Here is a 15,221-nt window from a genome sequence, read left to right on the forward strand (position 1 = left end):
TCCGCGATCGAGCGCTTCCGCCCTCCCGGTCCGGCCGCCAAGATACGCAACCTGATTGGAACGCACCTCATGGTTTCCACTGCCCTTGCCTCGACGCTCGCCCGGCGCAACATCCATTACGGATGGGTCGTCGTCGCCGCCACCTTCCTCACCATGCTGGTCACGGCCGGCGCCATGGGCGCGCCCGGCGTGCTCATCAAGCCGCTGGAGGATGAATTCGGCTGGAGCACCTCCTCCATCTCGTCCGCGCTTGCCGTCCGCCTCGTGCTGTTCGGCCTGATGGGTCCCTTTGCCGCCGCCTTCATGAACCATTTCGGCGTGCGCAAGGTCATCGTCTTCGCGCTGGGCACCATCGGCGTCGGCTTCATCGGCTCGCTCTATATGACGCAGGTCTGGCAGCTGCTGCTCTGCTGGGGCATCATCATCGGCTTCGGCACCGGCCTGACCGCCATGGTGCTCGCCGCGACCGTCTCGACACGCTGGTTCACCAAGCATCGCGGTCTCGTCATCGGCATGCTCTCGGCAAGCTCGGCGACGGGACAGCTGGTCTTCCTCCCGCTGATGGCGGAGCTGACGACGCGCTATGGCTGGCGCACCACGGTGCTCTTCGTCTGCGGCATGATCGTCGTGGCCGCGCTCGTCGTGCTGCTTCTGATGCGCGACCGCCCCTCGGACGTCAACCTGCCGCTGGTCGGCGAAATCCACATCACCCCGCCGCCGGCCGCCACCAAGGATCTGAAGGCAGCCCTCGCCTCGCCGATCGCCATTCTGCGGGAGGTTTCCACCACCTCGACCTTCTGGATCCTCTTTGCCACCTTCTTCATCTGCGGCCTGTCGACCAACGGCCTGATTCAGACCCATTTCGTCACGCTCTGCGGCGATTTCGGCATCGTGCCGGTCGCAGCCGCCAGCGTGCTTGCCGTCATGGGCATTTTCGATTTCTTCGGCACGATCGGCTCCGGCTGGCTCTCCGACCGCTTCGACAATCGCTGGCTGCTCTTCTGGTATTACGGCCTGCGCGGCCTGTCGCTGGTCTACCTGCCCTTCAGCGACTTCACCTTTTACGGCCTGTCGATCTTCGCCGTCTTCTACGGCCTCGACTGGATCGCCACCGTGCCGCCGACCGTCAAGATCGCCGCCGACCGCTTCGGTCGCGAAAAAGCCGGCCTCGTCTTCGGCTGGGTCTTCGCCGGCCACCAGCTGGGTGCAGCCACCGCCGCCTATGGCGCCGGCCTCACCCGCACGGAGCTCAACACCTACCTCCCCGCCTTCTTCGTCGCCGGCGCCTTCTGCCTGCTCGCCGCGATCCTGGCGATCACGCTGCAAAAGTCCGGCTCGACCAGCAAAGGCCCGGCCATGGCTCACTGAGCCTCAACGGCAAAAAGCCCATGGCGTCCACCCGCGCCATGGGCCAAACCGCAACCCTGCGGAAACACTCGCAATATCTGCCGACCCGGCTTGCGCGCCCCGCCGCTCACATGCTAGACAGCCGCCTCGTCAGTACCCCGTTGCCCCATTGGCGGAATTGGTAGACGCGCTCGACTCAAAATCGAGTTTCGAAAGAAGTGCTGGTTCGACTCCGGCATGGGGCACCATTCAACGCTCTCCCCTTGTAACAATCGGTTCAGCAGGTATCGTAAACGCCTGTAGATACAATGGGTTAGCGTCTCAGATTGTCTCAATCGGTTCAGAACGTCTCTCCAAATCTCACGTTGATCCACGGTATCATTCTACGGTACCGTAGGTTTCTCGTTAAAAGTGGTACCGTAGATGACGCTATCCGATACGAAGCTTCGAAATGCCAAGCCGCGCAGCAAGCAATACAAGCTGATGGACGATCTCGGTCTTTATGTTCTGGTAAAGCCGAATGGATCAGTGCTTTGGAGGTTCGATTTTCAGATTGCCGGGAAGAGAAAGACACTCTCTGTCGGTAAATATCCAGCCATCACACTCAAGGCCGCGCGGGAGGAACGGGACAAGGCTCGTGAGCTGCTGGACCAGGGCAAGGACCCGACCGTTCAAAAGAAGCTCGACAAGATCACTGCAGATAAAAATCAGGCTAACACGTTTGGCGTGGTGGCGAAGGAATACATTCAAAAGCAGATCGCCTTGGGACGTGCTGAGAAAACGATCGCCAAGAAGAAGTGGCTGCTGGAAGTCGTTGCGGTCGATCTGGCTGACAGGCCGATTGCTGAAATCGAAGCTATCGAGATTTTGGTCATCATGCAGAGGTACGAGGCCCGCGGGCAAACTGAGACCGCTAACCGGCTTAGATCGGCCGTGAGTGATGTTTTCAAGCTGGCGGTCAGGACTGCGCGGGCCACATCCAATCCGGCTGCGATCTTGCAAGGAGCTGTGACAACGAAGAAGGCGACGAGCCACGCCGCCATCACAGACGAGAAAAAATTCGGCGTTCTCATGGCTAACATCAAAGAATACGATGGGTGGCCTACCGTTCGATATGCGCTTGAGTTCATAGCTCTGACTGCAGTGCGACCGATAGAATGCCGGAAAGCCGAGTGGCCTGAATTCAATTTGCGGGAACGTAAGTGGACAATCCCTGCAGGGCGAATGAAGATGCGAAAAGAACACGCCGTTCCGTTAAGCGAGCAAGCCGTTGCTGTTCTTGAGGCTGTCCATCGAATGACCGGCAATCAGCGCTATGTCTTCGCTTCGATTCGCACCGGAGATAAGTGCCTGAGCGAAAACGCCATGAATTCGGCGTTGAGACGCATGGGCTATCTACACGACGAACATGTCTCACACGGCTTCCGGTCCTCCTTCAGCACGATCATGAATCGGCGCAAATATGATCCGGAGATCATTGAGCACGCCCTTGCTCATCTCGATACGTCCGTCCGTGGCATCTACAATCGCGACACTTTTTGGGAAGCCCGTATCGAGGTTATGCAGGCTTGGGCAGACCTCATTGACGAACTGCGAACGCAGAAAAAGGATAGGTTCGAAGAACTTTTGTGAGTCGTCGACCCGATAAGTCAACAGTTTGTTGATTTTATCCGCTTGCATAATCAACAAAAAGATGATTTTCATAGCTCGTGTTGAACCGATTGAGACAACGTGAGCACGATGGACTACGATTTTTTGCTGGATGGCGAGCCTATCGCTCCCAAAAAACCACCGCCAAAAGCTCGCCCTCAGCGCAACCCGTCGCCGACGTTGGCACCCCACAACGCTACCATTAACAAGCTTTTGCGGATTCGAGCCGTGCTCAGCATGGTAGGGGTCTCGCGGCCAACCATCTATCGGCTGATTGCAAAAGGTGAATTTCCGAAGCCGGTGACGATCGGCGCAGCGCGTCTTTGGCCTGAGAATGAAATCAACCAATGGTTGACAAATAGGATTGAAGACCGTGATAGGTGACTTTGATTCGCTGCTTGATGACGAAGAGCCGGTTGCTGTCCCTCGCAAACGTGGAAGGCCGAAAGGCTCCAAGAACAATCCCGCGATCGCAGAACGCCGACAGCAGAGAACAGTCGATGAGCGTGAGGCGAAGAACGCCACCTACAGCTACGAAAAGCAACTTGATGACCAAACTGAAGCCGAAAACTGAGTATCAGACGCTTGAGCAACTGCTACTTGGCGTTTCGGCAATGGTCCGACCGCCAGAACGGTTGAGCGTTTCCGAAGCTGCCGCGAAATACCGCAAGCTGGATAACCCTGGCGCCTATGTGGGCGACTGGCTCAACGACAAGACGCCATATCTCGTCGAGATCATGGATACGCTGACGAGCCAGCAGTTCACCGGTTTGATTAACGTCGGTCCTGCGAGAACGGGTAAGTCCGACATTTTCTACAACTGGCTGACCCATAGCGCCATCTGCGACCCTGGCGACATGATCCTTTACGCGATGACTCGCGAAGTGGCGCGCGATCTGTCGCAAGGCGATCTTGGCAAAGTGTTCCGTCACACGAAAGATCTTGGTGCGCAACTGCTACCAGGGCGCCAAAACGACAACGTCTTCGACAAGATCTTCAAAAGCGGCATGCGCCTGTTGCTTCGTTGGCCGACGATCACCGAGCTTTCCGGTAAGACGGTGCCTCGCGTCTGGTTCGCTGACTATGACCGCATGGAAGACGATATCGCGAAGGAAGGTCCGCCATTCGATCTCGGGCGAAAGCGAACAACTACCTTCAAACGTTTCGGCATGACGGTTGCCGAGTCCTCACCTGGCCGTGAAGTGTTGGATGCAAAGTGGGTACCCAAGACGGCTCACCAAGCTCCTCCGACGACAGGGATTTTGTCGCTATACAATCGAGGGGATCGCCGTCGCTGGTATTGGCGTTGCCCGCACTGCGATTATGCCTTCGAACCTGATTTCAAACTTTTCGACTTTCCCACCGGTAGCAGCGATCTATGGGAGATGGCTCAGCAGGTGACAATGATCTGCCCGAGTGGAAATGGTTGCGTGATCGAGCCACGGCAAAAGCGGGAACTCAATCTGCGTGGTCGTTGGATCAAAGAAGGCATGTCTTGGAACGAAGATGGTTCCATCACCGGCACGCCGATACGGACTGACATCGCTTCATTCTGGCTCAAAGGGCCGGCTGCCGCATTTCAGACCTGGGAATCCCTTGTCTTCTCATTCCTGCAGGCAAAGCAGGTTTACGATACGACAGGTGATGAAGGTCCGCTGAAAAAGACGACCAACACCGACCAGGGGCTACCGTACACCCCGAAAGCCATGTCGGAAGGCCGTTTGCCGGAAACGCTGCAACAGCGCGCGAAAGATTGGGGTGGCTCGAAAGACGCACCGGTCGTTCCGGAAGGGGTGCGCTTTCTCATTGCCACCATTGACGTTCAAGGCGGTGCTCGATCTGGTTTCGTTGTTCAGGTGACGGGTTTTGGCGTCGGCAACGATGCATGGGTTGTCGACATGTTCAGAATCCGGAAGAGTAAGCGTCTTGACGAGGCTAACGAAACGCTTCCAATGGACCCCGCCGCGTATCTCGAAGATTGGCAAGCGATCGTCGAAGAGGTTCTGGAAAAATCCTACCCTCTCGCGGATGGTTCAGGCCGCAGAATGTCCATTAAGCTTGCGGCGTGCGACTATGGCGGTGAAGAAGGTGTTTCCGTCATGGCTCGTAACTTCTGGCGCAATTTGCGCAAGGAGAACGGCGAAGGCTACGCTCGGCGCTTCCAGTTGGTGAAAGGCGATCCGAATAAGAATGCGCCGGCGTTTCAGGTTCGCTATCCCGATGCTAATCAGAAGGACAAGTTCAATGCGGCGCGCGGCGACGTTCCGGTCGGCTTCATCAATTCGCTTGAGATGAAAGATGCTCTTTCCGGTTTCCTCGGCCGTACTGATCCTGGCGGCGGCAGATGGAATTTTCCGTTGTGTGTGATTAGGCATGGAATAAGGACCCCGCATTTGGGGTGATCGGCGTCCAAACGGGACCCCCATCTGCGATGGGGTTACAACAGCCTCCGGTTTCATCGGAGGCTTTTTATTTGGATGCTTGTTGTGGAGACAATTCTAAAGATACGTCGACTTTCCCGTGTGCAGGGCAAGTCGATCAAGGCGATCTGCCGGGAGCTTGGCATATCGCGGAAAGTGGTGCGGAAGGTTCTGCGCAGCGATGAGACGGAGTTCAAATATGAGCGGACCCGTCAACCTCAGCCGAAGCTCGGGCCCTGGCGCGATCAGCTCGATGGAATGCTGCTCGCCAATGAGGCCAAATCCTCTCGCGAACGGCTGACACTGATCCGGATATTCGAGGACTTGCGCGACCTCGGCTACGAGGGCGGTTACGACACAGTCCGGCGCTACGCCCGAACCTGGGCGAAGGAACGCGGCTCCGTAACGGCGGAAGCCTACGTGCCGCTCTATTATGCGCCGGGCGAGGCTTACCAGTTTGACTGGAGCCACGAGATCGTCGTGCTGAACGGCGTGACGACGACGGTGAAGGTGGCGCATGTCCGGCTCTGCCACAGCCGGATGATGTATGTGAGAGCCTATCCGCGCGAGACGCAGGAGATGGTCTTCGATGCCCATGACCGGGCGTTCGCGTTCTTCGGCGGGGCCTGCACGCGCGGCATCTACGATAACATGAAGACCGCGGTGGAGACGGTCTTCGTCGGCAAGGAACGGCAGTACAATCGCCGCTTCCTGCAGATGTGCAGCCATTACCTGATCGAGCCGGTGGCCTGCACGCCTGCGTCGGGGTGGGAGAAGGGCCAGGTCGAGAACCAGGTCAATCTGGTGCGGGAACGCTTCTTCACGCCGCGGCTACGCTTCAAATCCTACGATGAGCTGAATGGCTGGTTACTGGACAAGTGCATCAGCTATGCCCGCGCCCACAAGCATGTCGATCAAACGGAGCGCACGATCTGGGAGGTGTTCGATGGGGAACGGCCGCACCTGGTCGGCTATCCCGGCAAGTTCGACGGCTTCCACGCAGTGCAGGCCTCGATCGGCAAGACCTGCCTCGTGCGTTTCGACAACAACAAATACTCGGTGCTGTCCACGGCAGTCGGCCGCCCGGCCGAGATACATGCCTATGCCGATCGCATCGTCATCCGGCAGGATGGCGTGGAGATCGGCCAACACGATCGCTGCTTCGGCCGTGGCGAGACGATCTATAATCCGTGGCATTACGTGCCGGTCCTGACCCGCAAACCGGGAGCGCTGCGCAACGGTGCGCCATTCCACGACTGGGTTTTGCCCGCCGCCATGGAGAAGGTGCGCCGCCGGCTGAAGGCCATGCATGACGGCGACCGGCAGATGGTGTCGATCCTCGAATGTGTGGGCCTGGACGGACTCCCCGCCGTCGAAGCGGCCTGCCAGGAGGCGCTCGATCAGGGCGTATTCTCGGCTGCCGTCATCATCAACATCCTGGCCCGCAAGCGTGATCCGCAGCCGGCCGCCATCCTTTCCATTCCCGACGTGCTTCGCCTGACCCACGAGCCTCTGGCCGATTGCGCCCGTTACGACAGCCTTAGGAGGGCAAGCTGATATGGAACGATCCCAAATCCTTGACATGATGGGCACGCTGAAGCTGTTCGGCATGCGCAGCGCCTATGACGAGATCATGGCCTCCGGCATCAAGCGGCAGCACGAACCGCCACGCATCGTCGGCGACCTACTTCAGTCGGAGATCGCCGAGAAGCAGGCGCGCTCCATCAAATACCAGATCACCGTCGCCAAGCTGCCGCTGGCCAAGGACATCGACGACTTCGACTTCACCGACACGCCGGTCAACGAAGGGCTCGTGCGCCAGCTTGCGACAGGAGCCTTCCTCGCCGAGCAGCACAATATCGTTCTGGTCGGCGGAACCGGCACGGGGAAGTCCCATTTGTCCATCGCGCTCGCACGCGCCCTAATCCGCAACGGCGCACGCGGCCGCTTCTTCAACGTCGTCGACCTCGTCAATCGGCTCGAGACGGAGGCACGTAGCGGAAAGCAGGGGCGGCTGGCCGACTTCATCACCAGGCTCGACTTCGTCATCATGGACGAACTCGGCTACCTCCCATTCGCTCAGGCCGGCGGCCAGCTCCTCTTCCATCTGATCAGCAGGCTCTACGAGCGGACCTCGATCATCGTCACGACGAACCTGGCGTTCGGCGAGTGGCCGGCCGTCTTCGGCGACGCCAAGATGACCGCCGCCCTCCTCGACAGGCTAACCCACCATTGCGAAATCGTTGAGACCGGGAATGAATCCTGGCGCTTCAAAAACCGCTCTCAAAGCTAAAGCCGAAAAGACAAACAACCCGCGCCCGCAGGCCCCTGCGCTAAATGGAGAGCTCCGGGCCTACGCGCGCTGACCCGATGCAACCAGAGGCAGGGGTCCCTTTTGGGAGCCGATAAGGGGTCCCGTTACGATGCCGATTGACACTATGGATGAAGTTCAATACGAGTTGCTTCAAACGAAGGGGATCGAGCAAGACAGCATCACCGAACATGTCCGAATTCGCTTGTGTAAATAATCAACCATTTGTTTACTTTTCACTCAATGGTTGGTAGACCGACTCTTAGCAATTAGCTAACAAAAAGGCTCGCGTTCCCCCACGCGTTAACGATGTTTGTCCATCCACGGTTGATAATCAACCGAGGTGTTGACGCACGCCTACAAATAGGTCATATGTCAACCAGTTGTTGACATGGAGACCGTGATGAGTGCTCGGGTCGTTAAAGATCAAGATTTTGCGAAACGTCTTGCCACTGCCTGCGAGAATAATCCGAAGGCTCCTTCAGGCCACGGTCGCGGACGTTGGCTTGTGCGCCGCTTAAATGAAGAATTCAATGTTGTCGTAAGTCCAGAAGGTGTTCGCAGGTGGTTTGCCGGTGAAGCCCGACCCAAGCCCGACATGATGAGCAAGGTCGCAAGAGTCCTCGAAGTAGATGAAGCGTGGCTCTCCCTCGGCGCTAACCCACTCGTCACTTTGAGAGAAAAGAAAAGACAAAACGCACTGACAAACGGCGCCGTCAACCTGGTCGCCGCTCAACTTCAGCTGGCAGGCGGCAATATTGCGTTTCCAGAAGAGGAAACCCCCGGCACTGATTTGTTTGCCATCATCCGTGGCAAACAATATGAGCTGACAGTTCGCTTGTGCGATCCGCGGCCGAAAGCCACCTTAGTACTGCCGCCTCACGCAAAAGCGGTTATCATGGTGTCGCCAACCAGCAAGCCTACTGTTTTCGACTTCTTGCGGGTGCCTCTCGAACTGGTCGAACAGTATGGTCGCCTGCGTGGTGGTTTTATCGAGCTTGATATCGAACGCACGGAGCAAGGCTTCCTGGTCCACGACGACATACTTCCCACGATCCGGTCGTTCGACAATATCGAAGGTGAAGTCGAGAACCGCGATATGCGTGAGCGACTGAAAGCTGTTCGTCAGAAGATGGGGAACCCTTCGCTCACATCTGCGATCGTTGAAGAGCAGGAAGAACTCGAAAAACCGCATTGAGCACTGATCAACGGTACCGAACAACGGTACCGTTATCCATCCAATCGAGATTTCGCTTTTGAATCAATGGCGTGAGCCATCATTGCGACTCCGGCATGGGGCACCACAAAATTTCATGACAATTGTTTTTACTACATTAATCAATGTTTTCTCTTGATTGCTACTTTTGCGCGATCATTAATAATGATGTATCCTATTCGAATTGTTCTTTGAGCAAAAATGAAACACCTCAGCGGCAGCAACGTCCTGTGCTGCTGACTTTCCAGAATATTTGTCACCGTAAAATTTAAAGGCGAAAATTGTCCGAGATTTCTACCACTTTCACCCGCATCGGCCGGCTCAAATGCTCATTCAGCATCGTCGAATCGATCGGCAGCGTCGTTCTCTGGATCATATTGACGATCGTCACGCTCGGCCTCGCGCTGATCGTCTTTCCCTATTACCTCAACCGAGCCGTGTTGAACAAAACCGAGCTGCTGGATGGCTCCGGTCGCCCCATCGGCCGACTCAACTGCACTTTCAATGTCGCTCACTCGATAGGACATGTGATTCTCTGGGTCCTTCTGATTATCGTGACCCTTGGCCTTGCCAGCTTTCTCTATGCCTATCGTGTGCTCCGCGTCGTCCTAAACGAAACGCGAGTTGAATATTACTGAGAAGGTCTGGTGACGGCTTCGACGTCGCCGCCTCAGCCCCCCACCATCACGAAAAATTTTGCCTTTCCGCCACTTCCGTCAGTCCCCGACCATTTACAGCCATAATCCTGCCCCCTAAAGGTTTGCAACGCAGCAAAAAGGGGGCCTTATGCTTCGTAGACTGTACGACTGGACCATGTCGCTCGCCGGCCGCAAATCGGCGGAAATCTGGTTGGCCGTGATTGCCTTCGTCGAGAGCTCCATCTTTCTCGTTCCGGCGGACGTGCTTTTCCTGCCGATGTCGCTGGCGAAGCCCGAGCGTGCCTGGCGCTATGCACTGACGGCGACGGTTGCCTCCGTGCTGGGCGGCATTGCCGGCTGGGCGCTCGGCTATTACGCCTTCGAGACCATTGCCAAGCCGATCCTCGAATTCTACGGCAAGCTCGACGCCTTCAACCAGATGAGCGCCGGCATCACCTATGAATGGGTGCTCCTGCTGCTGGTCACATCGGGTCTGGCGCATCTGCCGCCGATCAAGGTGGTGACGATCCTCTCCGGCGTCGCCCATATCAATCTCGGCCTGTTCATCGTCTCGGCCATCGTCGCCCGCGGCGCCCGCTTCTTCCTCCTGGCCTTCCTGCTTCGCCGCTATGGCGAATCGATCCGCCATTTCATCGAGAAGCGCCTGGGCCAGATTACCATGGCCGTCGCCGCCGTTCTCATCGCCCTCTATGCCGTCTTCCATTTTGCTTTGGCGAGCTGACAAGGAGCCCTCAGCATGTCCATGACTTCGCCTTCCCCCCGCGCCGGCCTCGGCTATGGCGTCCTGCTGACGATCGGCATGATCGTCGTCATCGGCTCGGCCCTCGGCTTCCAGTATATTGGCGGCTATATCCCCTGCGCGCTCTGCCTGGATCAGCGCCAGCCCTATTATTACGGCATCCCCGTCGCCATCATCGCGGTGCTCACGGCGGTTGCCGGCCTGCCCTCCTGGATCACCCGCGGGCTGCTGATCATCGCCGGCCTGATGATGGTGGTCGGCGGCGGCATCGGCGTCTATCACGCCGGCGTCGAATGGCACTTCTGGGAAGGCCCGACCACCTGCTCGACGACAGCCAGCAGCGTCACGCAGAATGCCGGCGACCTCCTCGGCCAGCTGAACACCATCAAGGGGCCGTCCTGCACGGAAGCAGCCCTTCGTGTTGCCGGCCTTTCGATGGCTGGCTGGAATGTGATCGCCAGCGTCATCCTGGCTGCTATTGCTTTTGTTGGGGCGAAGAAGGCGGGTTGAACCCTTCCCTCCAGCGGAGAGAAGGTGGGCGCGAGCAGGTGAGCAAAGCGAAACTGCGAGTGGCCGGATGAGGGGGCGAGAAGCGAAGCGACGAGGGCCTTGAGCGGCAAGCGAAAGGCAAATTTGCGTGCCGCCGCTCCCCCTCATCCGACCCTTCGGGTCACCTTCTCCCCACGGGGAGAAGGAAATCCTACGGCTGCAGTTCCGAATCCCAGTAGAGATAATCGAGCCAGCTGTCGTGCAGATAGTTCGGCGGAAAGAGTCGGCCGTTATTGTGCAGATCCTGCACGGTCGGCTGGTATGGCTTCTGCGCCGGGAACATGCCGGCCTGCTTCGGGAGCTTGCTGCCCTTGCGCAGGTTGCACGGCGAACAGGCGGCCACGACGTTCTCCCAGGTCGTCTCGCCGCCGTGGGCACGGGGGATGACGTGGTCGAAGGTCAGGTCGTCATGGGAGCCGCAATACTGGCATTCGAACTTGTCGCGCAGGAAGACGTTGAAGCGGGTGAAGGCGGGATTGCGGGACGGCTGCACATATGTCTTCAGGCATACGACGCTCGGCAGCCGCATCGAGAAGCTCGGTGAGGACACGCACTGATCGTATTCTGCGATGATGTTCACACGGTCAAGAAAAACCGCCTTGATCGCGTCCTGCCAGGACCAGAGCGACAAGGGATAGTAACTCAGCGGTCTGTAGTCAGCGTTCAGCACGAGCGCCGGCAAGGACTGCGGGGAGACTGCAATCGTCAAGGAACCCTCCTGATCGATTCGGCATCTGCACCTGTATATTAGGCCGGTTGTTACAGGATTGTGAAGTCCAATAAATTCAGGGCATAAAGGCGATTTCGGGACATACCCGATTAAACGATAGGCAGCGCATCCCGCCGTGTTTTCACAGCATAATAAGCCCAGAAAAGCCGGGCCGCGACCGAGCGCCAGGGCGCCCAAACCGCGGCTTCCCGGGTGATTTCCTTGGCCAAGGGCCTGACATCATGGCCGAAAGCCATGCCGACGGCCGCCTGAAGCGCGACATCGCCGGCCGGAAACACATCTGCGTGACCACCGCAGAACATCAGGTAGACCTCGGCCGTCCAGGGCCCGATTCCCTTGATGGAGGTCAGCTCGGCGAGCGCCTTGTCAGGTGATTCGACGCTGAGCGCATGGAGATCGAGGCTGCCTCCGGCTACGGCTTCGGCCACGCGCGCCAATGTCTCGTGCTTGATTCGCGACAGGCCGAAGGTCCGCCAAGCCTCCGGCTTCAGCGCTACATAGCCTTCAGCCGTCACCTGCCCCATGCCGGCGATCATTTTCCCCCAGATTGCGTCGGCACTGGCGCGGGAAACGACCTGCGACACGATGATATGGGCAAGCCCTTCGAAGCCCGGTTCGCGCAGGCGCAGCGGCAAGGTGCCCGCCTCTGCGGCAACGGGCCGCAGGCGCGGATCGATCTCCAGCAGCGCGGCCAGTCCCTGTTCGATATCGCGCTCGTTGCGAATGATCTGCATGACGCCTCGTGGTCCCCGGTTCGAATTCGTGGCAGAAGAAAGCATGATCGAGATTCCCCGTCAAAAGCCGAAGTTCCGTTTTGCCCCGAGCCCGAACGGCCCGCTGCATCTTGGCCATGCACTGTCGGCGATCCTCAATCACGACATGGCGGCAAAGGCCGGCGGCGATTTCCTGCTGCGCATCGAAGACATAGATCAGGCGCGCTGCACACCCGATTTCGAAAAAGGCATCAATACCGATCTCTGCTGGCTCGGCCTCAGCTGGCTGCAGCCGGTGCGCCGCCAGTCCGAGCATTTTCCAGCCTATCAAACAGCGTTGCAGACGCTTGTCGAGCGCGGCCTCGTCTATCCCGCATTTCTGACGCGCGGCGAGGTCAAATCACGCGTTGCCGCTTTCGAGGCGGGTGGCAAATCATGGCCACGCGATCCGGACGGTACGCCGCTCTACCCCTCTGATGATCGCGAGCGCAGCGATGCCGAGCGGCAGCGCCTGCTTGCTTCGGGCATGAAGCATGCCTGGCGTCTCGATATGGAAAAGGCGATGGCGACAGTGGACGAACCATTGCACTGGCGGGAAAGCGGCGATGACGAGACAGGCATTATTCCAGCCGATCCCGCCGCCTGGGGCGATGTCGTGCTGTCGCGCTCCGATGCGCCCTCCAGCTATCATCTTTCTGTTGTCGTCGACGATGCCGTGCAGGGCATCACCCATGTCGTGCGCGGGCTCGATCTCTTCCACGCCACATCGATCCACCGCTTGCTGCAGACGCTGCTCGGTCTGCCGGAGCCGCTCTATCATCACCACCGCCTCGTCCTCGGAGAGGATGGGAAAAAACTCTCCAAGAGCATCGGCGCTACCGGCATAGCCGAATGGCGCCGGCAGGGCCTCTCACCGGCGGAGCTTCGCCGCCGCATCGGTCTCTGATGCGCCCCTTGGCTCCGCCGATGCTTTTTCCGTCGGCACCTCAGCCGGGCGGCTTGCCGCCTTGCCGAACAGCAGGCGGCGCACGCGGAACTTCATCAGCGCCGCATTGATCTCCGCCCCCATGATAAAGATCACCGCGAGCATATAGAGGAAGATCAGCACGATCATCACCGACGCCAGGCCCGCATAGGTGGCGGTGTAATTGGCGAAGGTGGAGAGATAATAGGCGAAGAGCACAGCGCCGATCGACCAGAACACCAGCGTCAGTATCACGCCGGGGATGACGTCGAGCAACCGCCTGCGTCCGGCAGCCAGCCACAGATGCAGGATCAGCAGGCCCGCCAGGAGCAGAAAGATCGTGCCGTAAATTCGCCAGCTGAAGACGATGTCGAGGATATCGGCAAGCTTCGGCAACCATTGCCTGGTGTAATTGAGCGCCAGCGGCACGGCGACGAGCAGGATGCTGAGGATGGCGAAGATCAGCACCGCGATCAGCACGTAACCGAGGCTGGCGAGGCGATTGAAATACCAGGGCCGGGTTTCCGGTACGCGATAGGCGCGGTTCAGCGATATGCGCAGCGCCTCGACGCCGTTCGAGGCGAAATAGGCGGCCGCAAGCACGGAGATCGTCAAAAGGCCGCCGCGCGGAATGGTCAGCACCTGCACCACCTGATCGGCGAGCGGCTTGGCGATCGCCTCCGGCCAGGTGTCGAAGATCAGATGCACGGCCGTCGACGAGAACTGGCTGGCGCCGAGAAAGCTTGCAAGCGCCGTGCCGAAGATCAGGAAAGGGAAAACCGCGAGCAGCGTCGATAGCGCCACATGGCTGGCCATGGCGAACCCGTCATCCTCGACGAAATGGAACACTGCGTCGTAGATTACCTTGTAAGTCGTCCGCAGGGCTGTCGGCATCCCATCTCCGCTTGACGTCGGCGCTCACCTGCCGGTTGTCGATTGTATCGGGTTCCTGAATATGGGAAACGAGTCCCGGTTTGTACAGGAATCATCTTTCCATGACGGAACAACGCACGATCCTCATCACTGGTTGCTCCTCCGGCATCGGCTCTTACTGCGCACGGGCACTGAAGGCCGACGGATGGCGCGTCTTTGCAACCGTGCGCAAGCAGGAAGATCTCGCCTCGCTCGAGGCGGACGGCATCGAAGCGCTGCTCCTCGACTACACAAGGCCCGAGACCATTTCAGCCACCGTAGCGACAGTGCGCGGGCGCGCGGGCGACCGCATCGACGCCCTCTTCAACAATGGCGCCTACGGGCAGCCGGGCGCCGTCGAGGATTTGACGACCGATGTGCTGCGCGAACAGTTCGAGACGAATTTCTTCGGCTGGCACGAGCTGACGCGCCAGATCCTGCCGCTGATGCGCAAACAGGGGCATGGCCGCATCGTCAACTGCTCCTCCATTCTCGGGCTGGTCCCCTACCGTTTCCGGGGCGCCTATACCGCCTCGAAATTCGCGCTCGAGGGCTTGACCGTCACGCTCAGAATGGAATTGCAGGATAGCGGCATCCATGTGAGCCTCATCGAGCCCGGCCCGATCGCGACGAAGTTTACAGCCAATGCGCTTGCCAAGATCAACGAGCATATCGACCTCGAGGGTTCGGTGCATGCGGTGGAATATCGCAGGCAGCTCAGGCGACTGGACGGCTCGGGCCCGATCAGTAAACATAAATTAGGCCCAGAAGCGGTCTATGATGTGCTAAAATCGGCTTTGAACGTTAGAAATCCGCGCCCGCACTATCTGGTAACGACGCCCGCCAAGCAGGGCGTGCTTTTGAAAAGGCTATTGCCGGCTAACCTTTTCTATCGTCTGATGCGCCGGCTGGACTAGAGCAATCCCACGAAAGGCGCGAAGTGTGCTTTCCGCTTGTGATTGCTTGAAATTATGACATTGAGTGACTTGAAGCTTCGACGAAGCGCTGAGC

The 15,221-nt window shown here is 58.6% G+C and carries 15 protein-coding genes, 1 tRNA gene and 1 pseudogene; 14 read left to right on the forward strand and 3 right to left on the reverse strand.

What is annotated here, in order from left to right; translation table 11 throughout:
- The first annotated feature begins 69 nt into the window (after positions 1-69).
- The 12 genes and pseudogenes from I8E17_RS14275 to I8E17_RS14330 all read left to right on the forward strand — a co-directional run bounded on the left by I8E17_RS14275 (position 70) and on the right by I8E17_RS14330 (position 10,852).
- A complete protein-coding gene (locus I8E17_RS14275; RefSeq protein ID WP_069612940.1) occupies positions 70-1,368 on the forward strand; it encodes an MFS transporter in 1,299 nt (432 codons plus the stop codon).
- Positions 1,369-1,510: 142 nt separating this feature from the next.
- Positions 1,511-1,595 (forward strand) — tRNA-Leu (locus I8E17_RS14280).
- Positions 1,596-1,770: 175 nt separating this feature from the next.
- Positions 1,771-2,979 carry an integrase arm-type DNA-binding domain-containing protein gene (locus I8E17_RS14285; protein WP_219511434.1) on the forward strand — a complete coding sequence of 403 codons (1,209 nt, stop codon included), beginning with the start codon at positions 1,771-1,773 and terminating at the stop codon, positions 2,977-2,979.
- A 108-nt stretch (positions 2,980-3,087) separates the two neighbouring features.
- A complete protein-coding gene (locus I8E17_RS14290; RefSeq protein ID WP_219511432.1) occupies positions 3,088-3,381 on the forward strand; it encodes an AlpA family transcriptional regulator in 294 nt (97 codons plus the stop codon).
- Positions 3,371-3,571 carry a hypothetical protein gene (locus tag I8E17_RS14295; protein ID WP_219511430.1) on the forward strand — a complete coding sequence of 67 codons (201 nt, stop codon included), beginning with the start codon at positions 3,371-3,373 and terminating at the stop codon, positions 3,569-3,571. Before I8E17_RS14290 ends, I8E17_RS14295 begins: the two co-directional genes overlap by 11 nt.
- Complete coding sequence (locus tag I8E17_RS14300) at positions 3,546-5,399, forward strand: terminase gpA endonuclease subunit (protein ID WP_219511427.1); 1,854 nt, start codon at positions 3,546-3,548, stop codon at positions 5,397-5,399. The genes I8E17_RS14295 and I8E17_RS14300 overlap by 26 nt, the downstream gene beginning before the upstream one ends.
- 75 nt (positions 5,400-5,474) lie before the next feature.
- Positions 5,475-6,998: pseudogene (gene istA, locus I8E17_RS14305) on the forward strand (IS21 family transposase).
- On the forward strand, positions 6,976-7,710 hold the full coding sequence (gene istB / locus I8E17_RS14310) for an IS21-like element helper ATPase IstB (RefSeq protein ID WP_003501246.1): 735 nt from the start codon (positions 6,976-6,978) through the stop codon (positions 7,708-7,710). Before istA ends, istB begins: the two are co-directional and overlap by 23 nt.
- Before the next feature lie 421 nt (positions 7,711-8,131).
- Positions 8,132-8,926 carry a helix-turn-helix transcriptional regulator gene (locus I8E17_RS14315; protein WP_219511425.1) on the forward strand — a complete coding sequence of 265 codons (795 nt, stop codon included), beginning with the start codon at positions 8,132-8,134 and terminating at the stop codon, positions 8,924-8,926.
- Positions 8,927-9,225: 299 nt separating this feature from the next.
- Entirely contained in the window at positions 9,226-9,582 is a 357-nt protein-coding gene (locus I8E17_RS14320) for a DUF6693 family protein (RefSeq protein ID WP_210184527.1), read from the forward strand.
- A 148-nt stretch (positions 9,583-9,730) separates the two neighbouring features.
- A complete protein-coding gene (locus tag I8E17_RS14325) occupies positions 9,731-10,324 on the forward strand; it encodes a YqaA family protein (RefSeq protein WP_069612939.1) in 594 nt (197 codons plus the stop codon).
- Positions 10,325-10,339: 15 nt separating this feature from the next.
- Positions 10,340-10,852: a disulfide bond formation protein B gene (locus tag I8E17_RS14330; protein ID WP_069612938.1), complete on the forward strand. Its 513-nt coding sequence runs from the start codon at positions 10,340-10,342 to the stop codon at positions 10,850-10,852.
- Positions 10,853-11,042: 190 nt separating this feature from the next.
- Here I8E17_RS14330 and I8E17_RS14335 read toward each other — a convergent pair whose 3' ends face one another.
- Both I8E17_RS14335 and I8E17_RS14340 read right to left on the reverse strand, forming a co-directional pair.
- On the reverse strand, positions 11,043-11,600 hold the full coding sequence (locus tag I8E17_RS14335) for an HNH endonuclease (RefSeq protein ID WP_015341304.1): 558 nt from the start codon (positions 11,598-11,600) through the stop codon (positions 11,043-11,045).
- Between the two features lie 110 nt (positions 11,601-11,710).
- Positions 11,711-12,400: a DNA-3-methyladenine glycosylase gene (locus I8E17_RS14340; RefSeq protein WP_219511421.1), complete on the reverse strand. Its 690-nt coding sequence runs from the start codon at positions 12,398-12,400 to the stop codon at positions 11,711-11,713.
- Between I8E17_RS14340 and gluQRS the strand changes: the two genes are divergently transcribed.
- Positions 12,399-13,280, forward strand: coding sequence for a tRNA glutamyl-Q(34) synthetase GluQRS (gene gluQRS, locus I8E17_RS14345; protein ID WP_069612978.1), 882 nt, complete (start codon positions 12,399-12,401; stop codon positions 13,278-13,280). The two genes, I8E17_RS14340 and gluQRS, sit on opposite strands and share 2 nt — an antisense overlap.
- On the opposite strand, the gene I8E17_RS14350 is transcribed toward gluQRS, so the two are convergent.
- Complete coding sequence (locus I8E17_RS14350) at positions 13,245-14,192, reverse strand: YihY/virulence factor BrkB family protein (RefSeq protein WP_069612936.1); 948 nt, start codon at positions 14,190-14,192, stop codon at positions 13,245-13,247. The genes gluQRS and I8E17_RS14350 overlap by 36 nt on opposite strands.
- Positions 14,193-14,293: 101 nt before the next feature.
- On the opposite strand from I8E17_RS14350, the gene I8E17_RS14355 reads away from it, so the two are divergent.
- A complete protein-coding gene (locus tag I8E17_RS14355; protein ID WP_069612935.1) occupies positions 14,294-15,127 on the forward strand; it encodes an SDR family oxidoreductase in 834 nt (277 codons plus the stop codon).
- The last annotated feature ends 94 nt before the right edge of the window (positions 15,128-15,221 follow it).

Origin of the sequence: Rhizobium sp. AB2/73 (assembly GCF_020871915.1) — a bacterium.
GTDB lineage: Bacteria > Pseudomonadota > Alphaproteobacteria > Rhizobiales > Rhizobiaceae > Rhizobium > Rhizobium dioscoreae.